This is a genomic window from Faecalibacterium sp. I3-3-89 (genome assembly GCF_023347275.1).
In the GTDB taxonomy this organism is placed as follows: Bacteria; Bacillota; Clostridia; order Oscillospirales; family Ruminococcaceae; genus Faecalibacterium; species Faecalibacterium butyricigenerans.
On record NZ_CP094468.1, the window covers coordinates 1683678 to 1707357 of the forward strand.

The 23680-nt window shown below is 47.1% G+C and carries 26 protein-coding genes; 8 read left to right on the forward strand and 18 right to left on the reverse strand.

Features of this window, described 5'->3' with window-relative positions; all coding sequences use genetic code 11:
• Positions 1 to 7 precede the first annotated feature (7 nt).
• From MTP38_RS07845 to MTP38_RS07880, 8 genes are all read right to left on the reverse strand, one after another.
• Positions 8 to 391 (reverse strand): TnpV protein, encoded by a 384-nt coding sequence (locus MTP38_RS07845; protein WP_249233197.1) that lies wholly within the window; start codon positions 389 to 391, stop codon positions 8 to 10.
• A 15-nt stretch (positions 392 to 406) separates the two neighbouring features.
• The gene (locus MTP38_RS07850) at positions 407 to 1984 is read right to left on the reverse strand and encodes a recombinase family protein (protein WP_249233198.1); all 1578 of its coding nucleotides are present in this window, start codon (positions 1982 to 1984) and stop codon (positions 407 to 409) included.
• Positions 1985 to 2000: 16 nt separating this feature from the next.
• Positions 2001 to 3674, reverse strand: coding sequence for a recombinase family protein (locus MTP38_RS07855; protein ID WP_249233199.1), 1674 nt, complete (start codon positions 3672 to 3674; stop codon positions 2001 to 2003).
• Positions 3675 to 3912: 238 nt separating this feature from the next.
• The gene (locus MTP38_RS07860; protein WP_249233200.1) at positions 3913 to 4170 is read right to left on the reverse strand and encodes a DUF6870 family protein; all 258 of its coding nucleotides are present in this window, start codon (positions 4168 to 4170) and stop codon (positions 3913 to 3915) included.
• Positions 4171 to 4203: 33 nt separating this feature from the next.
• A complete protein-coding gene (locus MTP38_RS07865) occupies positions 4204 to 5040 on the reverse strand; it encodes an ATP-binding protein (protein WP_249233201.1) in 837 nt (278 codons plus the stop codon).
• Positions 5037 to 5738 (reverse strand): replication initiator protein A, encoded by a 702-nt coding sequence (locus MTP38_RS07870; protein ID WP_249233202.1) that lies wholly within the window; start codon positions 5736 to 5738, stop codon positions 5037 to 5039. The genes MTP38_RS07865 and MTP38_RS07870 overlap by 4 nt, the downstream gene beginning before the upstream one ends.
• Before the next feature lie 104 nt (positions 5739 to 5842).
• Entirely contained in the window at positions 5843 to 7504 is a 1662-nt protein-coding gene (locus tag MTP38_RS07875; protein ID WP_249233203.1) for a relaxase/mobilization nuclease domain-containing protein, read from the reverse strand.
• Positions 7476 to 7871 (reverse strand): plasmid mobilization protein, encoded by a 396-nt coding sequence (locus tag MTP38_RS07880; RefSeq protein WP_249233204.1) that lies wholly within the window; start codon positions 7869 to 7871, stop codon positions 7476 to 7478. The genes MTP38_RS07875 and MTP38_RS07880 overlap by 29 nt, the downstream gene beginning before the upstream one ends.
• Positions 7872 to 8851: 980 nt before the next feature.
• Here MTP38_RS07880 and MTP38_RS07885 point away from each other — a divergent pair.
• Entirely contained in the window at positions 8852 to 9679 is an 828-nt protein-coding gene (locus MTP38_RS07885) for an alpha/beta fold hydrolase (RefSeq protein ID WP_249233205.1), read from the forward strand.
• Positions 9680 to 9794: 115 nt separating this feature from the next.
• Here the strand turns inward: MTP38_RS07885 and MTP38_RS07890 are convergent, their stop codons facing one another.
• The 9 genes from MTP38_RS07890 to MTP38_RS07930 form a co-directional block, all read right to left on the reverse strand.
• Positions 9795 to 10568, reverse strand: a complete 774-nt coding sequence (locus MTP38_RS07890; RefSeq protein WP_249233206.1) for a hypothetical protein — start codon at positions 10566 to 10568, stop codon at positions 9795 to 9797.
• A gap of 2 nt (positions 10569 to 10570) precedes the next feature.
• Positions 10571 to 10954: an SMU1112c/YaeR family gloxylase I-like metalloprotein gene (gloA2, locus tag MTP38_RS07895; RefSeq protein WP_249234675.1), complete on the reverse strand. Its 384-nt coding sequence runs from the start codon at positions 10952 to 10954 to the stop codon at positions 10571 to 10573.
• Positions 10955 to 11083: 129 nt separating this feature from the next.
• Positions 11084 to 11416 carry a hypothetical protein gene (locus MTP38_RS07900; RefSeq protein WP_249233207.1) on the reverse strand — a complete coding sequence of 111 codons (333 nt, stop codon included), beginning with the start codon at positions 11414 to 11416 and terminating at the stop codon, positions 11084 to 11086.
• Positions 11417 to 11489: 73 nt separating this feature from the next.
• Positions 11490 to 12239 carry an adenylate/guanylate cyclase domain-containing protein gene (locus MTP38_RS07905; protein WP_249233208.1) on the reverse strand — a complete coding sequence of 250 codons (750 nt, stop codon included), beginning with the start codon at positions 12237 to 12239 and terminating at the stop codon, positions 11490 to 11492.
• Between the two features lie 16 nt (positions 12240 to 12255).
• Positions 12256 to 12909 carry a Pycsar system effector family protein gene (locus tag MTP38_RS07910; RefSeq protein ID WP_249233209.1) on the reverse strand — a complete coding sequence of 218 codons (654 nt, stop codon included), beginning with the start codon at positions 12907 to 12909 and terminating at the stop codon, positions 12256 to 12258.
• A gap of 92 nt (positions 12910 to 13001) precedes the next feature.
• Positions 13002 to 13583: a hypothetical protein gene (locus MTP38_RS07915; RefSeq protein ID WP_442900512.1), complete on the reverse strand. Its 582-nt coding sequence runs from the start codon at positions 13581 to 13583 to the stop codon at positions 13002 to 13004.
• Positions 13584 to 13669: 86 nt separating this feature from the next.
• Complete coding sequence (locus MTP38_RS07920) at positions 13670 to 14236, reverse strand: glycosyltransferase family 4 protein (RefSeq protein WP_442900513.1); 567 nt, start codon at positions 14234 to 14236, stop codon at positions 13670 to 13672.
• Positions 14237 to 14358: 122 nt separating this feature from the next.
• Entirely contained in the window at positions 14359 to 15198 is an 840-nt protein-coding gene (locus tag MTP38_RS07925) for a nucleotidyl transferase AbiEii/AbiGii toxin family protein (RefSeq protein ID WP_249233210.1), read from the reverse strand.
• Positions 15199 to 15780, reverse strand: a complete 582-nt coding sequence (locus MTP38_RS07930) for a type IV toxin-antitoxin system AbiEi family antitoxin domain-containing protein (protein ID WP_249233211.1) — start codon at positions 15778 to 15780, stop codon at positions 15199 to 15201.
• Positions 15781 to 15964: 184 nt separating this feature from the next.
• Here MTP38_RS07930 and MTP38_RS07935 point away from each other — a divergent pair, with 184 nt between their 5' ends.
• A complete protein-coding gene (locus tag MTP38_RS07935) occupies positions 15965 to 16444 on the forward strand; it encodes a flavodoxin (RefSeq protein ID WP_249233212.1) in 480 nt (159 codons plus the stop codon).
• A gap of 104 nt (positions 16445 to 16548) precedes the next feature.
• On the opposite strand, the gene MTP38_RS07940 is transcribed toward MTP38_RS07935, so the two are convergent.
• A complete protein-coding gene (locus MTP38_RS07940) occupies positions 16549 to 18024 on the reverse strand; it encodes a recombinase family protein (protein ID WP_330221112.1) in 1476 nt (491 codons plus the stop codon).
• A 233-nt stretch (positions 18025 to 18257) separates the two neighbouring features.
• On the opposite strand from MTP38_RS07940, the gene MTP38_RS07945 reads away from it, so the two are divergent.
• From MTP38_RS07945 to MTP38_RS07970, 6 genes are read left to right on the forward strand one after another with little or no spacing between them, the layout of a single operon-like run.
• The gene (locus MTP38_RS07945; RefSeq protein ID WP_055214162.1) at positions 18258 to 19241 is read left to right on the forward strand and encodes a DUF6017 domain-containing protein; all 984 of its coding nucleotides are present in this window, start codon (positions 18258 to 18260) and stop codon (positions 19239 to 19241) included.
• A 31-nt stretch (positions 19242 to 19272) separates the two neighbouring features.
• Positions 19273 to 19494, forward strand: coding sequence for a DUF5348 domain-containing protein (locus MTP38_RS07950; protein ID WP_002569164.1), 222 nt, complete (start codon positions 19273 to 19275; stop codon positions 19492 to 19494).
• A gap of 41 nt (positions 19495 to 19535) precedes the next feature.
• Positions 19536 to 20012 carry a PcfB family protein gene (locus MTP38_RS07955; RefSeq protein WP_055214164.1) on the forward strand — a complete coding sequence of 159 codons (477 nt, stop codon included), beginning with the start codon at positions 19536 to 19538 and terminating at the stop codon, positions 20010 to 20012.
• Complete coding sequence (locus tag MTP38_RS07960) at positions 20009 to 22942, forward strand: DUF4368 domain-containing protein (RefSeq protein WP_249233214.1); 2934 nt, start codon at positions 20009 to 20011, stop codon at positions 22940 to 22942. Before MTP38_RS07955 ends, MTP38_RS07960 begins: the two co-directional genes overlap by 4 nt.
• A 4-nt stretch (positions 22943 to 22946) precedes the next feature.
• Positions 22947 to 23324, forward strand: a complete 378-nt coding sequence (locus MTP38_RS07965) for a TnpV protein (protein WP_009259855.1) — start codon at positions 22947 to 22949, stop codon at positions 23322 to 23324.
• A 13-nt stretch (positions 23325 to 23337) separates the two neighbouring features.
• A complete protein-coding gene (locus tag MTP38_RS07970; RefSeq protein ID WP_005944778.1) occupies positions 23338 to 23622 on the forward strand; it encodes a DUF6809 family protein in 285 nt (94 codons plus the stop codon).
• Positions 23623 to 23680: the final 58 nt, after the last annotated feature.

The following is a 23680-nucleotide window of genomic DNA, read 5'->3' on the forward strand; positions in this document are numbered from 1 at the left end:
CTGCTGCTCACCGCCTTTCAAACGTGTAGATCAATTCTGCCTTTACGATTTCTGCTGCACGATTTTCCAGATTTCTCATACGGCGTACCCACTCCATCTGATTTTCTTCTTTCAGTTTTTCCGATACGCCCTCCCGCTGGCTCAGCTGCTCGATCAAAACCTCATATCGTTCCACTGCCTGCTCTTCCACATTTGCTAAAACAGTATCCAGTTTTCCGCTCAGCAGCAAGCTCTGGTAATAGGCTGGTTTTCGCAGTTTCAGGTACGCCTTGTGTAGCATCCCCCAGCGGCCAATCGGACGGGTCCGTGGCAGTTTCAAGGCTGGCAGATAATAATCACCCACCAAAACATATTCCATTCCTGTCCGGGCATCATAGATCTTCTCTTTCATCGTCTGTTCTCCTCGTTAAAACACAAATTCCGTGTAAGTATTTTTCTTGTGATCCACTTCAATTTTCTTTACATACTGCTGCAGATTATCTGCTGTTAAAAGAACCTCTGTGTTGCCTGCGATTTGCTTTTTCTGCTGTAATTCTTCTTGAACAACGGCCAGTTCTTTCTCGTTTTCAGCTTTTGTCTGTCTGAATGCCTCAATTTCATTCTCTGCATCCTGCTTCAATTTCAGGAACTTTTCTTTTGAAATTTTTCCAAGGACATACTGCTCGTAGCCGCTGCGCTTCTGTGATTCCAGTCGAACGATATTGCCTGACGCCTGTTCAATTTCACGTTTTGTAGCTATTTCTTTTGATTGGAGTTTGCTTTTTCCAGAGCTTTTCCGTACCAGCTTCTGCAAATCACGGTGTTCTTCCATCCTCTGGTGCAACTCCTTGTTAATGCCGTTCCAGAGGTCTTTCTCTGAAATTGAAATATGGCAAGATGCACAGTAAAAATACAGCGTACCATCACTTTGCCAATGACAAACCATTTTTTCTCCGCACTTTTTGCAAAAGATTCTGCCTTTGAAGATGTTCGGATTGTTCTTTCTGCGCTGTCTGCACCACTTTTTTCGCTCTTCCTTGACTGCTTGCTCGGCTTCCCGTAATGCGGAAACTTCATCAAACAATTCCCAGCTGATAATCGCCGGATGGCTGTCCGGCACCATCCGCCAGCTTTCCCGTGGATTCTGCCCGATTTTCCGATTCGTTTCATCGTAGGCGATGCGGTTATAGACCATTGTTCCTGTGTAGATTGGATTTTCCAGCACCTTTGTCACGAACACGGTCTGCCATGCTGGGTCCTTTACCCGCAAGGTGTTTTTCAGGTATCCCAGCTGACAGCGGCGTGTAAAAGGTGTTGGGATTCCCTGCGCAGACAGCTTCTTTGCAATCTCGTACTCTTTCATGCCGGATTTCTTCCAGAAGAAAATCTGCATCACCACATCGCTGACTTCCTCGTCCAGAATCAAATGATTCTTCTGATCCTTTTTATAGCCGAACGGAACAGGAGTATAGATTTCTCCCCGTGCTTCTTTGGAACGAAAACACGACTGAATTTTCTGGGATAGGTCTTTCGAGTACAGCTCATTGATCATGCTCTTGATCGGCACCAGCATCCCATCCTGGCTCTGGCTGTTCAGGCTGTCATAATTATCATTGATGGCGATAAATCTTACGCCAAACAGTGGAAACACTTGCTCCAGATACTGACCTGTTTCCACGAAATTACGACCCAGTCGGGAGAAGTCCTTTACCACAATGCAGTTGACTTTCCGCTCCTGCAGTGCTTTCAGCAGCCGTTCAAATTCCGGGCGATCAAAATTTGTTCCCGTGCAGCGTTTGTCCGCAAACACATCCAGCAGCATCAGATCATCCCGGTGGTTGATATACTCCTTGATGTAAGAAATCTGCACTTCCAGCGATTCCGCATCCCGAAGCACATCATCAAAATCGGACAGCCGTGCATAAATTGCGGTTTTCCAGATACGGTGTTGTGCGTTCTCTGCTTCACGCTGCGCCGCACTTACTTTCTTGCTTACTCTTGCCATAAGTCACAGCCTCCTTTTAAGCAGACACTTCACGCTGCCCCATCTGCTTTTGATGCAGTTCTTCCAGCAGGTCCGCAATTTCATCGTGGAATCGGAACGTAATTTCTACCCGATTGCCCTCATAGACTTCGATTTTCTCAATCAATTCGACAATCATCGGGCGGGTGATTTCTTCCAATTTTCGATACTTACGATACACATCCAGAAACGGATAAGCGTTTGGAGCAGTCTGTAAATTTCGCTGTTCCGCTTCCAGTTCTGTGATTTTGCGGTCATGCTCTTCGATCCGCTTGCTGTACAGTTCGTTGTAGTTCAAAAAATCCTCCCGTGTGAGGATTTTCTCTGCGTAATCCCCGTACAGTTTTTCCTTAATGCCCTGGGTATGAGCCTTTTCTGCAGTCAGCTGCCGAATCTGCCGTTCGATGCGCCGCACACGGTAGGGTTCCTGCTGGGCCTGCCGGATGCCTTCTACAAACTCTGCTTCCTCCATCACGATCTGGATCTGCATCTGGAGCGCATTCCGCACAATGTTATAGAGCTTTTCATCCCGCAGATTATGGCTCGTGCAACTGCCTTTGTTCTGTTTGCTGCCGGAGCACTGATAATAGATGTACCGCTTTCCTTTATAGCTGGCCGACCTGCGTACCAGCCGACTGCCGCAGTCCCCACAGTAGAGAAAGCCTGCAAACAGGGCCACCGTTTCGGCATCGTTCGGCCTGCGAGTTTCTGTTTCCAGAATCCGCCGCACCAGTTCAAACTGCTCTGCCGGAATGATTGCTTCATGGGTGTTGTCCACGATTACCCAGTCCCTCATCGGCACGTTCATTTTCTTTTTGGAGCGATAGTCCAGTCTCCTTGTCTTTCCCTGCACCAGTTTTCCAATATAGACCTCGTTGTGCAGAATGCGGTCCACTGCTTTGGCGGACCATGGAGGCTCATCGCTCTTGCGGAAATGCAGGCTCAGCTTTGCACCGCTCTGCAACTTTCGTGCAGCCGGGGACGGCACCTTTTTCGCATTCAATCGGTCTGCGATGCTCTGATTATTCATGCCACTGATCTTCCAGCGGAAAATATCTTGCACTGTTTCCGCTGCCAGTTCGTCCACGATCAGCTTGGTATGATTGCCGGGGTCCTTCTGGTATCCATAGGTTGCAAAACTTCCCACAAAATCACCGCGTTTCCGCTTGACCGCAAGCTGGCTCTTGATTTTGACGGAAATGTCCCGGCAGTACGCATCGTTGAGCAGGTTCCGCATTGGGACCATGATGGAATCGCTGGTCTTCCACGCAGATTGACTGTCATAGTTGTCCGTCACTGCAATCAGCCGGACCCGCATGACGGGAAAAATGCGTTCCAGATAACGTCCCACTTCAATGTAATTCCGTCCAAAGCGGGACAAATCTTTCACCAGAATGCAGTTGATAGTCCCTTGTTCCAGTTCCCTGAACAGGTTTTGGAACGCAGGCCGTTCAAAGTTCGAGCCGGAGTAACCATCGTCCACAAACTCATCCACAATACACAGTTCCGGGTGGTCTGCGGCATAGGCTTCCAGCAGGGTGCGCTGGTTTGCAATACTGTCGCTCTCTGTCTTATCGCCATCCTCACGAGATAAGCGTAAGTACAAGGCTGTACGGTATCGGGTTGTACTTTGCTGTGTTCTCTTCTGCAAATTCATATCAGGGTATAACAAAAGCCTTCCACCTCCTTAACGAATCGGCAATACTGTTCGTCAGAGAAGCGAAAGGCTCCACATTTTTCTATGTAGAACAAGCCTGCCGAGCAAACTTTACTCAGCTGGCACATTCCTATTTTCTTACCCACAAACAGCTTACCAGAATTGTCACCCTTTGTCCAGTGCTTTATCACATTAAAGTGCGAAACTTTTCTGTGTGATTTTTCAGCAGCTTGCCGAAATATTCTCTGCCTTTTCAGCTGGCCGATTGAAAACACCTTCCAATTCGCTCAGACAGTGTGCTGCTCCCTCTCGGTGCGAAATTCAGCTTCACAATAATTCCGTTGTCCAGATAGCAATAAGGATTTCGGACCTTATCCAGCAGATTTTTCAGCCTTTCCTCCTGCGGCAGTCCGTGTTCCACTGCATCCTGCTGCAGTTCCTGCAGTTCAGACTGCTCAATCGTGCGGATGTCCCGGTTCTTCATCTGGTGGATCTGCTCCAGCCAATTCATTCTACCGTTTTCTTGCAATCGCGTTCCTCCCATTCAAGCCAGAAGTGTTTTCAGCAAGTTCAATTTTGCCTGTCCTATATCCTTTCTCATGCTGGGGCCTGTGCAGGCAATCGGGGTACACAGTTCCAGCAGACGGTCATAGATACGGGCGTGAGCGGTATCCTGCGGATTCTTCAACTCCGTCAGGGTCAGGTTCGTGGTAACGATCAGCGGTTTCCTGCTGCGGTAACGGCTGTCGATGATGTTGTAAATCTGCTCCAGCGCATATTCCGTACCGCGCTCCATGCCGAAATCGTCAATGACAAGCAGCGGATAGCCGCAGAGCCTGTCCACAACTTCATTTCGTCCGGCAAAGGCGTTGTTCAGTTCATTCATGATCCGGGCAAAATTCGTCATACAGACCGCCACTTCCTGCTCCATCAGGGCATTGGCAATACAGCCCGCCATGAAACTTTTGCCTGTACCAACGCCGCCCCAGAGCAGCAGGCCCACATTCTTTCCCCGCATTTCCGGCCAATAGTCCACATACCGCTGCGCCAGATGCATCTGTGGGTTCTGCCCATGATCGTTTTCAAATGTCCAGTGCTGCATCGCCCAGTCGGTAAAGCCCTGCAGCTTCAACCGCCGCACGTTCTCGTGATGCAGCCTTGCCCGCTCTTCTTCCTCCTGCTTTTCCCTGGCTTCTTGTCGGCACTGGCATTCAACCGGATGGCGGTCACGCCCAAACAGCATTCTTCCGTTTGGGAAGAACGCTTCCTTGGGGGTATTGCAGCTGCCGCAGTACAGCAGCCCATCTTCTGCAATGTAATCCTGCGGTTCTGCAGCGGTCGTCATAAGCCTATCCATCGCTGTTTGAATCGTTTCCGTCATAAACTTTCCTCCTCATTGTAGGTATAGTCCGGGATGCCTGTTCCCGGTTTCTGTTGTTTTTTCTTCCGTGCCGACCAGCTGCGCAGGGTCGCCGCATGGTCTGCGTACTTTTTGCCTGTAGACCGCATATAGGCTGAAAGGTCTTCAATCAGAACGTCCAACTCTGCTACCTCGCTTTTCAGTTCCGAATAATCTTCCAGAAAAACATTCCGATATCGCCCATACGCTTCTTTAGTTCTATTCAGTTGGTTCAATCTTAGGTTGTTCTTATTTATTTGGTTAGGTGTGCAGTTTTGCGCAACCGTATTGCTCACTTTTGAGCAATCAGGCTGCTCATTTTGGGCCATCTCGATTGCGCATTTCTGCGCAGTCCGGGGAACGCCGAGAAATATCTGGTTTGGCTTGGAAAAGCCATTGGACCGCCGTTCGATCAGCCGTGCGGCTTCCAGTTCCCGCAGGGCACGGGTGACACTGGAAATGCTGCTCTGAAGATCTTCCGCCAGCCCTGCCAACGGATAGAGCGCATATGCCCGGCCCTGCACATCCACCCAGCCGTTCTTCTGCGAAAGGGTCATGCGGTCCAGCAGCAAAACATACGTCAATCGTGCCGTATGGGAAAGGCTCATCTGCAGCAGAAATTTCGGATAAGGGAAATACGCAGGCAGTGGGGTTTGTGCTTTGATGTACTCTTTACTCAAACTTCCTCCTAGTCGTTTTCAAAAGTCCCTGCCGAATGGGAAAGCTCTGCACGGGCTTACGCATCCGGCAGGGTTCCGGGGTGCGGGGTGGAAGACCCTGCTGATTACAGGCTCATATCATAGCTGCGCTTCTTGGCTCGCGGTTGCCGTTCGCGCTGTTCCTGTCGAGCCTGCTCCTGCCTTGCCTTTTCGCGGACATTGGCCTCCCACTCGCGTTTCCATGCAAGGTCGGATTTCATCTCATTGGTTTTTCGGAAGATGCTGTACACATTATCCGATGCAATTTCCAGACGCCGAGATTCTTCTTTCAGGGGAGCATATGCCTTTTTCTTTTCCACGATTTCTTTGATCAGCTCTTCCTTCCGTTTTTTCAAGGATTTCAGCGATGGCAGCTTTCCATCATTTTCTTCTCGGAAATATTTCACGGATTCTGCATAGGCGTCCAATTCCTTGGAATGCTCTGCACGGAATTTTTTCTTAAAAATCGCCTTCGCAAATTGCTGCTGAACCTCTTTGGTAGAAAGGTACTGTCCCGCATAATGAATCTGCTCATTGGTTTTGTACAGTTCATCCTCTGCCTGTGACAGCCGTTCATACGCAGCCTGCGCATTGGCCTGTGCTGTCTTACACAGATCGTTCAGTTCTGCCAGGTCGTTGATGTTGTTTTCCTGTACCCATACCAGCGTTTCAGCCATCTTCTGCAAATTGCTGATTTTGACCTTTAGTGCATAGGCCAGATTTTCCTGTGCCTTGACATTCTCCTGCAGGTCCACAACGAGCCGCAGCCTGGTTCTGGTCGTAAAGATCAGTATGGGTTCTTCCTTGTACCGCAGATTCTTCTCGGCGTTCTGAACAAAGAATCCTTCCAGACATTCTCTTTTGCAGCTGTCCCCTAAAGAACATTCCGATATAAACTTGTTCAGTTCCGGCGGCAGATAGCTGTAACGCCCACGTTGAGCTTTGACGAAAATGTCATATTCATCCTGCAGGATGTCTTGAAAATCTTCATACGAGATTGCTTTCTCACGAGCAGCGGCAACGGCATCCCGGATAAGCTGTTTCTGTGTTTGAAATTTCGTCGGGTTGGGCGTAAATCCTTCCTTTTCGATTTCCTGTTTTTTCTCATCCAGCCGCCGCTGTGCCCAATACTCCGCTTCGGTCACACCCGTTCTGGATGGTGCCAGCAAATCGACCTGATGCAGAAATTCGCGTTGGCACAAATCCATGAGGGATTTCTGCAGGTGTTTCAGGTATTCGTTCGTCACATGGTGCTTGTACCCTGCCTTGCAGTCAATGGGCCGCTCCATAAAGGGCTGCTTAGGCACATCCAGCTTTCGCAAACTGTTGATTACGATATGTACATGAATATTGCCGCTGCCATTATGACCGTCCATGTGCGTACAGACCAATGCCTGATGCCCCGGAAAATTTGCTTTTGCGTATTCCAGTCCAAGCTCCTGCGCCCGTTTACCCGTCAAACAATTTTCTGTGCTGTCCTGTGGATCAAAGCTGATGATGTAATGGTGGCTTTTGATTTCATTCTTGTTTTTGTTTTTCTGGTACTCGCGGTTCAACTGCTGGCAGGCCGCATCAAAGGAATAGGGTTCACAATTCAGACCGTCCAGATAAAACTCATCTCGCATGATACGATTTCCGTTCTGGTCAAGGATCGGAGTTTTCCGAAGCTCGTCATACTTGAAAATCAGATACTCCAGCGCAGCACCATAGTTGGGGTTCTTACTTGCGATATGCTTTAAGATTGCCATAGTTCTTTCCTGCCATTTCTGCGACTTGTTCCCGCATCTCAAAAATACAGGCAATCGCATGGTTGATGTTTTCGAGCATAGCGCGCGACTGGATACCGCCGCTGTTGAAGAACGCTGCGATCTGGTTCAGGTTGTTCCCGATGGCGGCAAACTCCCGTGTGATGGCTTCGATCTCGTCCGGGTGGACATAGAACACATACGAGGTATTCACGCGACCTTTCATCAGCATCTGCGCTGCAAATTGAGAGAGGGTCATCCCGGCATCTTCTGCCTGCCGGTATAAAAGTTCATGTACTGTTTCTGTAACTCGTGCGGAGATTACTTTTGTCTTTACGATAGATTTCACTTTTTTCTTCGTCCGTGGCATGGGGTCTCCTTTCCAAAATCAAAAATTTGATTTTCCCGGCAGTGCATCTGCACTCCGGCTGTGACCTGCTGCAGCAGGCCACCAATGGGCAAAATCATGTGATTTTGCACGATGTGAGGGTATGGGGAGCACAATCCCCATCAAGATGCCGCCGTAGAAAAATCGCCTGTAGGAGCGATTTCGTATACAAAGGCGAATCTTGCTCTTAACTACCGTCCACTCTGTCCCAGCCCGTTCCTGCCCGATTCTCTCCGACGTTTTCTCTGGTAAGACGCGCAGAATGCACATTCAGTACCGTAGGTATCCTGCTGGGGTGGCTCATGCGATTTTCAAGGTGCGATGTGACTTTGTAAGGAATCGGGGAATTTCATCAGTGATACCGTAGTGAATTGGCTTACTTTTGAAAACACTTCCTATACCCTATACAAACTTTAAGGGGTGTTTTTAAACCGGGTCTTTTGAAAGTTCAAAGAAAATTCATTTTTCCAACGTTCCCCTCTACCTATAACAATCTAAAATGGATTTATGGCAACCAGTTTTTTTAATTTTGTTGAACTACCTAATTTTAGAACATAGATTTTGTTTATTTTCCACTCATAAAACTAGAGGAAAGCCGTTTTACAAAAGATTTTGAAAACCCCTACACTAATAGGAATCCGCAGAGCCGTTTTGGAATACAGTTCTGAAAAAAATTATAATTTTAAATAAAAAGAAAAACGGCAAAGTTCAAAATCGAACCTTACCGTCATTCATAGAGATGTCTTATAAAGTAAAAATACTGCGGCAGACAGGTGTTGCGCCTGCTCATCGTGGACATATTGCTATTTTAACATTGTGTAACTGTTACTGATATTCATGCACTGAAAATTTTTGTAGATTACAGCAGTGCAGTTTCTATCAAGCCATTGCTTTTCTCTTTTTCCAGATATATAATTCAGACAAGCCAATTCGATTTATAGATTTTGTTGGGAGGTTTTCTCATGGCAAAAGATCGTATTGAAAGCAAGTATGTCACTGTGGCCCCTGGTGTGGAGTTACATATCTTGGAAAAAGGCGAAGGTAAGCCGTTGGTCTTCATTCCCGGCCTGACCTTCTCTGGTGAGATTTTCAAGAACCAACTGGAGTATTTCTCCTCTGAGTATCGTGTCATTGCTATCGATCCTCGCGGCCAAGGTTATTCTGCAAAAACCGTGGATGGCAACGACTACCTGACTCACGGTCGCGATGTAGCTGGTCTGATTGATGCATTGGGTCTCAAAGATATTGTCCTGATTGGCTGGAGCACGGGCAACCTTGACACATGGAGCTACGTGCAGCAGTTCGGCAAAGACAAGCTGCGCGGCGTTGTGACTATCGATATGTCTCCGCTCCCGCTCTCCCCTGACCCGAAGTGGTGGACTGAGGGCACGATTGAAGAGCTGTCTCAGGTCGCCACGCAGGTGCTGACCTCTTCTCAGGGATGCCGTGAGTTCTTTAGTGAGTATGCGACTGGCGTCATGATCCAGCATAAGATGAAGCCTGATGAGCTGGAGTATCTGCTGGATATTTCCGGCCGCACGCCGTACTGGATCTGCCGTCAGCTGTTCTGCGACGCTGTGTTCTCCAACTATCTTGAAGTCGCAAAAGATGTCGGTGCAACTCTGCCCAGCCTGATGTTCATTGCAGAACACTGGCAGGACATTGCAAAGCCCTTTGTCGAAGCACAGCTTCCCGGTTACGACACCTACGTCATGGGTGGTCACCTGATGTTCTATGAGTACCCCGAAAAGTGGAACCGTGTTCTGGAAGACTTTTTGAATAAGCTATAATGTGATTTCAGCCGCCTGTGGTTCATTCCGCAGGCGGATTTTTTGTGTAATCTCCAGGTCACGCAATGACCTCAAACATTGGGTGATGCTTCTTCCTCCCTCTGCGGCATCCGTGTCAGAACGATTTTCCGAATGCTTTCTTCATCTTTTCTTTTGGTCCGAATCGATAGAACATTCCGTATATATAGGTCACACCCCGGATATCGCCCAGCGCTTTCGGTCGTTCAACTACTTCTCCTACCTTTTTAATATTGCCCAGAGCCAGCAGCACAGAACTCCACGCCAGGCTTTTACTATTCTCTCTGCGATTGATCCACAGTTCCTTAGTGTATTGCCCATTCCGGCCTTTTCGCATTTCATAGGTAAAGGGTAAACCTGAGTACGTTTTGAAACGCACACCTGCATAAAGAAGAACCACCTCCCACAGATGCTCTTCTGTCGGCTCGGTTCTCAGTTTTCTTACCGCTCTGTATCTCCGCTGCCGCTCTGCTCCTACGCTGATTTTCTCTTTATCTGCTGTGTTTGGAAAGTACACGCCTTTTTTATAAGGCAGGTACGATGTGACGGAGGCTTTGGATAGGCCAAGGACTGTTGCCGTTGAGAGAATGGAAGTTTTATAGTCCTGCGTTTTTCGATACCTCTCAAACGTGTCCTGTACCTTCTCCGCCACTTCTGATTCATACACACCGGCTGTGATGAGCAGCTTTCTCACTTTGATTGGGTTTAGGTTTAGCACATCGGCGATGGATTGGAGGGAGCAGTCCTCCTCATAGAGCGCCACAGCCGCATCCATCTGATCTTTCAGATTCTTCCCGGCATCGTATTCCGGCTTTAACTTTTTCCGGCCGCCGCCAGGCTTTCTGGCTTTATATGCTCTTTTCTCTCCCATAATTATTCGTGCAGTTCCAGCGGCAGTCCATCCGGGTCGTGGAAGAATGTCATCTTCTTGCCGGTGTATTCATCCACACGGATTGGCTCACATTCAATTCCTACCTCCGCCAGCTCCCTCACCGTCTGCTCCACACTGTCTACGCAGAATGCAAGGTGACGCAGCCCACATGCTTCCGGGCGGTTCACACGCTTCGGAGGATCTTCCTCGGCGAAAATTTCCAACTCCGTGTGCTCATTGACACGCAGATCCAGCTTCCAGTCTTTACGCTCTGAGCGATAGTTCTCTCTGATGACAGAGAATCCCAGCTTGTTCACATAGAAATCCTTAGCTGCTTCGTAGTCAGATACGATGATTGCAATATGATGTATTTTTGATAAATTCATTTTTCTCACAATCCATTTTTATTCTCATTTTATTTTCGTTACAAACTATATGACAACCTTCAAAAATACCGTGTGAGCTCCTGGAGTTCAGTTTGTCCACACGGCATTTATTTTTTCTTGGGTTCTTGTTTATTTCAGCTTTTCAAGGATTTCATCTGCACTCATCCCGCTGGCCAGTAGCTTCTTAACCACACTCTCGGCTTCAGCCTTCTTAGCTTCTTCAGCGACCTTAGCATCTGCCTTTGCCTTCTTCGCTTCCAGGGATGCCACTTCTTTTTCGGTCTTCTTCAGAGCAGACTTCTTCTCTTTCAGATCAGCCTTCAAAGTGTCAATGTTTGCAGTGATGGAAGTGATTCCAGAAGTCAGAGAGGCGATGGATTCCTGTTTCTCCGCGATCCGGGTTGCGTAGTCTTTGGTAATATTGGATTTTGGACGGTTCTTGCTTCCTTTGGTTCTGGGCATAGGTGATAACCTCTTTCCTTTTTAATGGTTTAAGTATAGCACTGTGTTGGGTATGCGAGCAACATCATTTTCTTTAATCAATTTTCATGCCAGAACTTATCCAATTATCAAATCCAGTTTTGATGATATTCGCAGTGTAATAATCTCCCTCTCCTTCATCTTTATGATATGTAAACCATTCTTTTGGGTTCTTATCAGGATCATTCTTTATTAACTGATCAATCATATTATTGTAACTGCAAGATCCAAAAACAATTGCTGGATTTCCATCTTTATTTCCATAATTAGCATAGTGGCAGGCTCTAGTTACAGCTTTACCAATCCATATTTTACTGTTAATTCCAACGCCTTTTCGTCCTGCCTTAACTACCAATTCTTGAGCTGAAGATAAGCCAATCCCGACTTTAATCTCCGGCAAACTATGTTGTTTAAGAAGTCGGTTAAGCATCTTCATAAATGTGTTTACATAAAAACACTTATCTGCACACTCATATATATCTGTTTTCAAAGGGCTCGTGTATACCGCATACACGCAATCTCCACGAATGCCGATTTCTCGAAGTTTTTCATCATCTCTCAAGATTTCAATAATCTCTGAGGAAAAGCTTCGAAAGACCTTAGCTAATTTTTCTTTGTCTTCATCTGCACACAATTCTGTTGAATCACGCATATCTACAAAAATGGCACTCACCCAACTATAGTAGCCGTTTGTGAATGTGAAATCATCGTCATTTGGAAGTTTATCTTGCTCAACAACCTCCATATCGTTATCTAAAATTTCTTCTAGCCTTTGCTTACCTGCTTTGTAATCATAATCAGCCATTAGTTTTTTCTATCCCTCAATACAAGAAGATTCCAATTAGAAACATTACGATAAATGCAATAAACCCAATTATCGTCCACTTAATCCCTTTATTGTAGTTCACATATTTTTCATTTGCAATTTTCGAGTTTATGTAGACTTGGGAAAGGAGATCTTTCAAATAATCTTCCTTTTTTATGCTTAATATATCATTTTGAAAAATCTGATAGGATGCCCTATCGCTTATCTTTCCAAAAAACAAAACCGAATCTGTTATCATTTCAGGTTGCTGGTAAATGTTAGCATCAATTCTTGCAATTAATGTTGTAATTAATCGCGCAATTCCATAGCACAGCGTGAGTACAGAAATCCCAAGAAATCCAATATATAAAACTGTACAAAAATTTACTGGCGGTATAATACTCTGCAACACGTTGTACATTTCAGCCACTCCATCATTTGTGAAAATGATGGTTAATAAAACACCTGTCAATGCAAGCACTGTACCTGCTTTTGAATCACAACTATTTATCCAGCCATTTATTCTATCCAGTGAAGCTTTCGCCTCTTCTATTTGTTCTTCTGTATCCAATGTATCTGCTATTATTGTTCCCATCATTGTGACGATTCCTTTCACAATCCGTTTATCAAATTCATTTATCGTAGCTACTATCACATCTTCGCCGATCATCGAATCCCTGATTCGTAGATCGTTGCCTGCTGCTCACCACGAAGAGGTGTGTGATTATCCGAACAGCGTAGGGAGCTACCGCTCCCAGTATATCACAAGTCTGCAAATAAATCAGCCTTATACACGCCATCCGCCAACATTTTTTTGAAGCTGTCCTTTACGGCTGCGACATCTTCATGGTAGGTCATGCCGTACCAGGTGTCATTGGTCTTCAGGACCTTTACGGACATCTTTCCCTGCTCCAGCAGCTCACCGATGAAGATTGGGATCAGATACTCGGCTTTCAGAGGATTGTTAGGCACCTCTTTCTCAAAGAATTCTTTGAAGTCCTCTTCCAGTACATCCAGAAAATCAGGAGTCAAGCCCCACATATTCATGGAGACCAGAGAATTCACATCGACTGCCACACCATCTACCTCTGCTCCATCAGCAGTCTTTACGATGTTCTTGGTCTCCACAACCTCAGTCAAGTTGTTATCCTCGTCCATCTTGCAGATACCACGAGTCACACCGCCATTATCAGACAGGGTATTCTTCAGCACAAAACCAGCCATACAGGACTTGCCACCATTCACCAGATACTCGTGTACAGCCTTGAAGCCTTCCTTGCCGTAGTAATCGTCTGCATTGATTACAATAAAAGGAGTCTTGATGACCTTCTTCGCTGCAAGCACAGCCTGACCGGTTCCCCAAGGTTTTGTACGACCTTTCGGCAGAGTTCCCGGGATATCGTTGATATCCTGGAAAGCATAGTCAACAGTTACATCCGATCGTCACCCTTCGCCAGTTCTTTCAATTCCTCCATAAAGGAATCCGTATCACTGGAGCCGCCTGCGATAACCAGCTTTTTATCCCTCTTGACATTCTTGAAGGCCTCAACCAGATATCGAATCCCCTTTTCCGGCACCAGACGACCGAGGAACAATATGTATGAGTCTTTTTTCAGCCCGAACTTCTCCGTAATCAGATTTGCTTCCCGAATCTGCGGCCTATTCACGCCATTGGGGATAAAGTGCGTTTCTCTTCCATAAGTTTCCTTAAAATAGTCCTGCACTCCTTTGCTCAGAACAATGACCTCGTCCGCATATTTCGCAGCATTTTTTTCGCCTTGGTGGATAAACTTAGAACCAAGTCCTGATTGCCATTTCTCGCGCTGCCAATCAATGCCATGGACGGTAACAACAACTCTTTTCCCAAACATCTTCGGCAGCCATGCAAAGAACGCCGGTCCTTCGGCGTGGATGTGCACCACATCGTATTTTCCAAATGCACTATAAAGTGCCGCAAATGCGGAGGAGCTGACTGCAGCAAGTCCCCCTGATGTCAAGATAGGGGCAAAAACTTTTTAGAAAAAATCGCAAAAAAATAAGCCCTACAAGGCTTTCCGTCAGTTCTGAACCAACTTGAGCCTTGTAGGGCTTTACTCGCTATTCTATTTTCAATAGTTACTTATCGAATCCAATCCATCAATTTTCTTACGCCGCTTATCACACTGGCATAATCAATTTCTGCTGCATACGAGTATTTCTTCTGATATGCTCTCCACAGCACTTGAAGCTGTTCATCTGCTTCAATAATTTTGATAATCTCCTCGGCCTGCTCCTGCAGATGATTTGTTCCTCTCTTTTTACAAGTTGCTGCAAAAGCATCTTTCAAAACAGCCTTATTGACTTTATCTTCGTATGTATCAAGCAGCATCCGTATATCGTAAAAATCTCTCATTCGGGTATTTAAGATGCCCCTCGCTAAAACCGTCTGCAACTTCTCGGCTAATATAGTTTCCAAATTATACGACCATAGACTGATAGAACGATCTTCCAGCAAGAGATCATAATTGAACTCGATTGCCCGTGGGGTAATCACGTCGCCCGTGGAAATATCAATTTTCAAAGGCGTAATCAATCTTCCCACATTGGCGTTCATGGTAACGCGGATTCCCGGATACTCCATTTCATCCATGATATTGGAAACATCTTTAACCTCAAAAGAAACACCATCGTCAAGGTCAATATCTTTGACCTGATTGACAACTCGCAAGGCATCCTCCGCAGACAGATTTAGATTCTTCATGCTGGTGTCTATGTCCATCGTGGAACGGTGCGCAACACCAATCATTGCCGTAACTAGTATTCCGCCTTTGATAATGAAGTTATCCCGATATTCTGATTGTGCCAGTCTTTCCAGAAAACGCTCCATCATATAGATTCGCATGAGTGTCCTTGCGTCTGCATTGTTCTGTTTTGCAACGCTCTTGATACGCCCTTTTATCTGTTCAGGTGTAAATCCCATTTACAGTAGTACCTCCATATAATTTCGGATGATCTTATCCACTCGAAATAGCTTTGCATACTTCATCAGTTTATTAAGGTCCTTATCTTTTCTCCCGACATACGCTTTTAATACTGCATTGAAATCCTGTACTTCTATAGAACTTCTACTCCGCACCAAGTCGCAAATTGTCCGTTCCAAATCGTACATAGGAATTTCATTTCCCTGATTGCTTTTTACGATTTGCTTGCCAACGTCAAGAAGTTCCTTTTTTACTGTATAAACCTTATAGCCATCCTCTTTCAAGCGATGAACATTATATCCACTATAAATCGTGAGTGTATGAACAAGCGGTTCCCGATCTGTCAGCCCATAATAATAGAACGCTTCATCATGAGAAAACACTCCCATCGGGCAGCGGCGGTGCAGCATTGCTAATTCGTCAATCCAAGTATCTTTTGCTGCGTATACGCCATGTCCGACTTGCTCGTATTCATTGGCCTTTACATATTTATAAAACTCAAATTTCGTTAAACCTACTTTTGTTGCAAGCTGCGGTGTTAAAATCTCATGTGTTTGAGCCAAATTGTTCATGTTCATCATAAGCGTCACCTCACCTTCGTGCTTATATTGTATTCTAAATAAGCACGAAAGTCAACGCAAATTTTCTTTTGTGCTTATTTCATTTGCAATATTAGCACATTCGTCCACTCAGCCTTACTTGATGCTCCCTATTCAACGTGCTATACTTAAACCATGAAAATCGATCAAAGGAAGTGCATTTGTCATGAGCAAACGACTTGTTGCTTACTTCTCCGCCAGCGGCGTTACCGCAAAGGTTGCTGAAAATCTTGCCGATGCTATCGGTGCAGACATTTTTGAGATTCAGCCGGAAGTTCCGTACACCAAGGCCGATCTGAACTGGATGGACAAGAAATCCCGCAGCACCATCGAAATGAGCGATCCCACCTCTCGCCCTGCCATCGCCGTCAAGCGCGATAACATGGACAAATACGACACCATCTTTGTCGGATTCCCTATTTGGTGGTATATTGCTCCGACGATTATCAATACATTTCTGGAAAGCTATGATTTGAAAGGTAAAACAATCATCCCCTTTGCCACATCTGGCGGCAGCGACATGGGCAAGACCAATGAAAAGCTTGCTCCTAGCTGCCCCGGTGCAAAACTGCTGCATGGCAAGGTGTTCAATTCCTATTCCAGCAAAGCCGACTTGTCCGCATGGGTAGAAGCCCTCAGCCTCTAATAGACACATTCCTGCGGAATGAAATACCCGCCTGGTCGAGAAGATTTTCTGAATCCTCTCACCCAGACGGGTATTCTTTTTCTTATGCCACTTCTTCCATCCAATTATGCGCCATACTTTTCCAACGCTCTCCGAATCACATCCTCACAGTTGAACTCTATTTTCATCGTTTGGTCGTCATACAGATAAACCATGCTGACAAAAGCATCCACACACTCTTTTGTCAGCCCACCGATGTACGTTTTCTCGTTGGCCTGCTTTGTTAGAGCGCGGATTTCTTCATCCAGTTCATCGGCACACTCCTGTTCTTCCTTTTCTGTCCGTATGCTATCCTGCAATGCAGCCAGTTTTTCCGAAAGAGCCTTTTTCTTTTCTATGTACGCATCTCGCAGCAGCACACCGTCCGCATACGATTCATATAGTTTGATTTGCTCTACCCGAATGGCTTCCGCTTGCTTTTCCAAGTCCTCAATGTCCATGCAGCGCACCGTGATAGACTGCTTTTCCTGCATTCCCTGATTTACCACATCCAGCGCATAGAATACTGTTTTTATCGCACGAGCCACTTTTGCATTCACCGAATATTCTCTGTAATAGCCGCCGTAGCATTTAGAGAACTTTCCGGCTGACCGTTTATAGCCGCAATAGAAAACCATTTCCCCATATTGCCTTTCGTGGCGAAGCTGCCGATTACAGTTTCCGCAGCAGATTTTTCCTTTTAACGCAAAATCATCACCCACCTTATATTGAATTGGAGTTACGTTACGGATTGCTTTCTGTGCCTGGTAGTATTCATCTTTTGTCACGATGGCCTCATGAGCGTTTTCTGCGATGATCCACTTATCCTCCGGGAGCGTCCGAACAGAGGTAGTATTCACATCAATTTTCTTTCTTCTCCCCATAACCAACGCACCAGTGTATTCATACCGTCTAAGGATTCTCCACACGATTGCCGCGTTCCATAACATTTCACTGTCCGGGGCAATAATAGGATTGCTGCCCATCAGCAGATTCTTTCGTTTCGCATACAATCCCGGCGTAGGAAGATTTAATTCGTTCATGCCGTAGGCGATCTGCGTTGTATTGCGGCCGGACAATGCTAATTCAAATACTTTTTTCACGCAGACTGCAGCCTCCGGGTCAATCTCCCACCGCCGCCCACCTTTCTTGTTCCACACATATCCAAAAGGAACATTCGTGCAGGTGGCTTTCCCGTTCTTCCAGTTCGTTTCCAGAGTAGCCCGAATCTTTTTCGCAATATCCCGGCTATACATATTATTCACCAGATTGCTGACCGCCACTTCGATTCCCGGCGTTCCGTTGTTCAGTTTCATGCTGTCAAAGGAATTATTCACAGCAATAAACCGAACTCCCATCAATGGAAAAATCTGCTCAATGTAATCGCCAACACCGATATAGTCACGACCAAGGCGGGATAAATCCTTTACCACGATGACTTTTATATTGCCCTGCTTCAAATCCACGATCATTTTCTGAAAAGCTGGACGATTAAAAGCTGACGTTAGATAACGATACTTTTGAAAACACTGGAAAATCAAGGTTTTTCGAGCGACGGACAAGCAGGGTATTGTACTAAAAACTGAATACGACGCAGAAGCGGCGTTTCTTACTCTCTATACGGGAGAACAGGAACGCCGCTTTTTTCATGCCCTTGTTACGCAGTAGGGGCAGAAAAAGCCTTGCTACAAGCGGTTTTGCGGGCGCGTATCTGGCGCGGAAAGGGATTTATACCTTATCCCCCGAAACCGCGCTTCTACTGCGTAACAAATCCAAAGCAAAGGAGCTATGAACTATGGCAGTTTTCAGAGTGGAACGGAACAAGGGCTACACCGTAATGAGCAACCACCACCTACGCAACAAGGAGCTTTCCCTAAAGGCAAAGGGGCTGTTGTCGCAAATGCTGTCACTCCCCGAAGATTGGGACTACACCTTGAAAGGCTTATCCCTTATCAACCGGGAGAAGATAGACGCTATCCGCGAAGCCATTAAGGAGCTTGAACGCGCCGGGTATATCGTCCGGTCAAGGGAGCGCGACGAGAAAGGACGCTTGCGGGGCGCGGACTATGTGATATTCGAGCAGCCGCAGCCGCCTACGCCGGATTTACCTACATTGGAAAATCCAACATTGGATAATCCAACGCAGGAAAAACCAACATTGGAAAAACCTACGTTGGAAAATCCAACGCAATTAAATAAAGATATACAAAGAACTGACTTACCAAAAAAAGAAAAAATAATTACTGATGAACAAAGTACCCATTCCATTCCTATCCTTTCCCCTAACCCCTCTCCTTGCAGAGAAGCGGCTACTCCGCCGGAACGGAAAGGAACGGAAGCGACAGCACAGAGCGCAGTTGATATATACCGGGAAATCATCAAGGACAATATCGACTACCACATTCTCAAACAGGACATGAAGTTTGACAGTGACAGGCTTGACGAGATTGTAGACCTCATGCTTGAAACCGTATGCACCGCCAGAAAGCGGGTGCGGATTGCGGGGGACGACTACCCGGCAGAGCTTGTGAAATCTAAGTTTATGAAACTGGACGGCGAGCATATCCGCTTTGTGCTTGACTGTATGCGGGAGAACACAACGAAAATCCGCAACATCAAGCAATATCTGAAAGCAGCCCTTTTCAACGCCCCGTCCACTATCGGCAATTATTACACTTCCCTTGTCGCCCATGACATGGCAAGCGGCGCACTGTCACCGAAAAAGCCGCAGTACGGCGACCCGGACTATTATTCATGCAACGAGGGCGAAAGCCTGTAACCACCCACAACCACAAAAGGAGGATTTTATTATGGCACAGAAAATGACAGGAGCATTGGTATTTGACGAGCGCACCGACCGTTACGACATCCGCTTTGACTTAAACAGCTACTACGGGGGCTTGCATTGCGGCGAGTGCTTTGACGTATTCGTGCGGGGCAAGTGGAAGCCGACCCGGATTGAGTACGGCGACAACTGGTATCTTGTGGGTATCAGAGCCGAGGACTTGAACGGGCTGCGGGTGCGTATCTGACCGCCGCCCCATAAAGAAACGCGAAAGGAGGACGCGACAAATTGCAGGACGAAGTAAACGAAAAGACCATAGCCCTTTACATCAAGACCGGGAAGCTGACCGCCCAGACGCTCCAAAAGGCAATGAAAGCCATACTGTCAAAGGGCAAAAAGCAGCTTGCAAAACCGCCACAGGGAAAGCAGAGCTTAAAGCAGCTTATGAAGCAGAACGCGGGCGTTTCCAACATTGAGATTACCGAGGGCAATATCAAAGCCTTTGAGGGTACGGCGAAAAAGTACGGTATCGACTTTGCGCTGAAAAAGGACGCGACGGAAAGCCCGCCCCGCTATCTGGTTTTCTTCAAGGGGCGGGACGCGGACGTGCTGACCGCAGCCTTTAAGGAGTTTTCCGCAAAGAAGCTGACACAGGAGAAAAAGCCCTCTATCCGAAAGCTGCTCTCAACCCTTAAAGAAGCCACACAGGGCAAGAACGCGGAACGTGCGAAAGTCAAGAACAAAGACAGGGAGGTATCGCTATGAAGCCGGAAATCAAGAAGCTGCTTATCCTAAATCTCCCGTATCTGCTCTTTGTCTGGCTCTTTGATAAAGTGGGCGCGGCTGTCCGTCTATCCCCCGGCGCGGACGCAAGCGCAAAGCTGCTACATCTTGGGGACGGTTTTACCGCCGCCTTTTCCAGTATCGCGCCGAGCTTCCACCCGGCAGATTTAGCTTTAGGCATTGCGGGGGCGGTCATTGTCCGGCTGATTATCTACACCAAAGGCAAGAACGCGAAGAAATACCGCCGCGGGACAGAATACGGTTCGGCGCGTTGGGGCGGGGCTGACGACATAAAGCCGTACACAGACCCGGTATTTGAGAACAATATCCCCTTAACGCAGACGGAACGGCTTACCATGAACAGCCGCCCGAAGCAGCCGAAATACGCAAGAAACAAAAATATCCTTGTAATCGGCGGTTCCGGCAGCGGCAAGACCCGGTTCTTTGTGAAACCGTCGCTCATGCAATGTACGTCAAAGGATTTTCCAACGTCGTATATCGTCACTGACCCGAAAGGAACACTGATTTTGGAAACCGGGAAAATGTTACAGCGGTACAAATACCGTATCAAAGTGCTAAATACGATTAACTTCAAAAAATCCATGAAATACAATCCCTTTGCCTATCTGCGGAGCGAAAAGGACATTTTGAAGTTAGTCAATACCATTATCGCCAACACCAAAGGCGACGGGGAAAAATCCGGCGAGGATTTCTGGGTGAAAGCGGAAAAGCTCTACTACACCGCGCTAATCGGCTACATCTGGTATGAAGCCCCGGAGGACGAGAAGAACTTCACGACGCTGCTTGAAATGATAAATGCGTCGGAAGCCCGCGAGGACGACGAGGATTTCCAGAACCCGGTTGACCTCATGTTTGAACGTCTGGAAGAAAAAGACCCGGAACATTTTGCAGTCAAGCAGTACAAAAAATACAAACTGGCGGCGGGTGTTGTATGCTCTAAAAGACTTCTTAATCAAGCGGTTGGGAAGTCTCTTAGAACACACAACCTAAAACCGAAGAAAGGAGCGCAAGTTATGAGAAAAAATGAGAAAATCACAGCTCTGTACGAACGACTGAGCCGTGATGACTTTGGCAAAGATGATGACCAACAGCGTGAGAGCAATTCCATATCCAATCAAAAGGCAATGTTGGAGGAGTTCGCCGCACGGCAGGGCTTTACAAACATTGTCCATTTCACGGACGATGGCATTAGTGGTACTTGCTTTGACCGTCCCGGATTTTTAGCAATGATGAAAGAAGTGGAAGCCGGGAATGTGGAGTATTTGTGCATCAAGGACATGAGCCGCATGGGTCGTGACTATCTGAAAGTCGGTCAGATTATGGAAATCCTGCGTCAGCGTGGCGTTCGCCTTATCGCCATCAATGACGGCGTGGACAGTGCCAGAGGGGACGATGATTTTACCCCTTTCCGCAACATTATGAACGAATACTACGCCAGAGACACCAGCCGTAAAATCCGTTCCACTTTCCAGTCCAAAGGCAAGTCCGGCAAGCACCTCACAGGCACGGTCATTTACGGCTATCTTTGGAACGAAGCCAGAGACCAATGGTTGGTTGACCCCGAAGCCGCCGAGGTGGTCAAGCGCATCTTTGCCATGACGATTGACGGCTACGGTCCGTATCAGATCGCCAGCAAGCTGAAAGAAGAAAAAGTCCTCATTCCGTCCGCTTACCTTGCCCGGCACGGCGAGGGCGTGAACAAAAATAAGACCTTCAAAGATGTGTACGGCTGGGGTTCTTCCACCATCTGCAACATTCTTGAAAAGCGTGAATATCTGGGACACACCATCAACTTCAAGACCCGAAAGCACTTCAAGGACAAGAAAAGCCATTATGTCCCGGAGGACGAATGGACAATTTTCGAGAATACCCATGAAGCTATCATTGACCAGCAGACCTTTGACCTTGTGCAGAAAATCCGTGGGAATGTCAGACGCTACCCGGACGGCTGGGGCGAAGCAGCTCCCCTCACAGGCTTGCTTTATTGTGCCGATTGCGGCGGCAAGATGTATGTCCACCGTACCAACAACGGCAAGCGTATTTCTCAATATACCTGTTCCCAATACAGCAAAGTCCCAGTTGGAAAGCTCTGCACGACACAGCACCGTATCAATGAAGATGTGGTACTGTCCCTTGTTTCCGAAATGCTCAAAGCTATTGCCGAGTATGCGAAGCATGACAGAGCCGAGTTTGTCCGAGTGGTGCAGGAAGCGCAGTCCAGCCAGCAGACGGCAGAGGTCAAGAAACAGCGGACACGCCTTGCCACCGCAAAGCAGAGAGTTTCCGAGCTGGAAGTCCTGCTCTGCAAAATCTATGAGGACAACATTTTAGGAAAGCTGTCTGACAGCAGATATGCCACTCTGGACGCTCAATATGAAAAGGAACAGTCCGAGCTTACCGTTGAAATCTCCGATCTGGAAAAGGCTATCAAGAGCTACGAGAAGCACGAAAAGGACGCTGACCGTTTTATCGCTCTGATTGACAAGTATGAGAACTTCGACAAGCTGACGATTGCCATGCTCAATGAGTTTATTGAGAAAATCCTTGTGCATGAGCGTGACCGCAAGGGCAGTATTCAGACCACACAGGAGGTCGAGATTTACTTCAATTTCGTGGGTCGTTTCGTTCCCCCTGCGTTTGGCGAAGTGGAGCTTACCCCGGAGGAATTAGAGGAAATCCGCAAGCGTGAGGAACGCAAGGACAGGCTCCACCAGAACTACTTGAAGCGGAAAGCCAATGGTAAACAGAAAGAGTATGAGGAGCGCACGAAAGCCAAGAAAAAAGCGGAGATTGAAGCCAGAAAACAGGCAATCCGCACCGAGGATATTGCCAGAGGGGTATTTATCCCGGTGAGCAGTTTGCCGCAGCTGGGACCGAGAAAGGGAGCGTGATTTTATGAAAGAGTTGAAACCGAGAATCCATGAGAACGGTATGGACTATGTGTTGGTGGGCGACTACTATGTGCCGGACTTGAAGCTGCCGGAGGAACGCCGACCTATTGGGCATTGGGGACGCTTGCGCCAGTCCTATCTGAAATTGCACCGTCCCATGCTTTACAACGAGCTAATTTTGTCCGGCAGGCTCCACACCGTCGTTGCCGATCTGAACGAGCAGGCGGCAGACAGGCTGGACTTGATTATCCGGCAGATGATGAAAGCCGAGGGCGTGACCGAAGCCATGAAAGCGGAAAATCAGATGTTATGGGTGCAGTCAATGAACTCCATCCGCTGCCGGGCAGAGGAAATCATCAAGACGGAACTAATCTACTGTTGAGAGAGGTAAAGCTATGATTTTGGAAGCCATGTATAATGGGGAGTTTTATCCCTGCGAGACAGTTGTACCTACATCACCGGAATACCGAAAGGCAGTCATAGCCTGTGAAAAGCTCATGGAGCAGTTGTCCCAGCGGCTCAGCAAAGAGGACTATGAGCTGGTGCAGGAACTCCGGGCGCAGACAGCAATCGCCCAATGTGAAGAAAGTGAAAGTCACTTCAAGTATGGCTTTTCCGCTGGGCTGATGTTCAGCAGGAAGCCCATGAACAAGTGCAGCAGAAGAAAGAAAAATAGATGAAGAAAGCCGCCTGAGCAGAAAGAAACTGTTCGGGCGGTTTCAGCATTCGCCAGTAGAT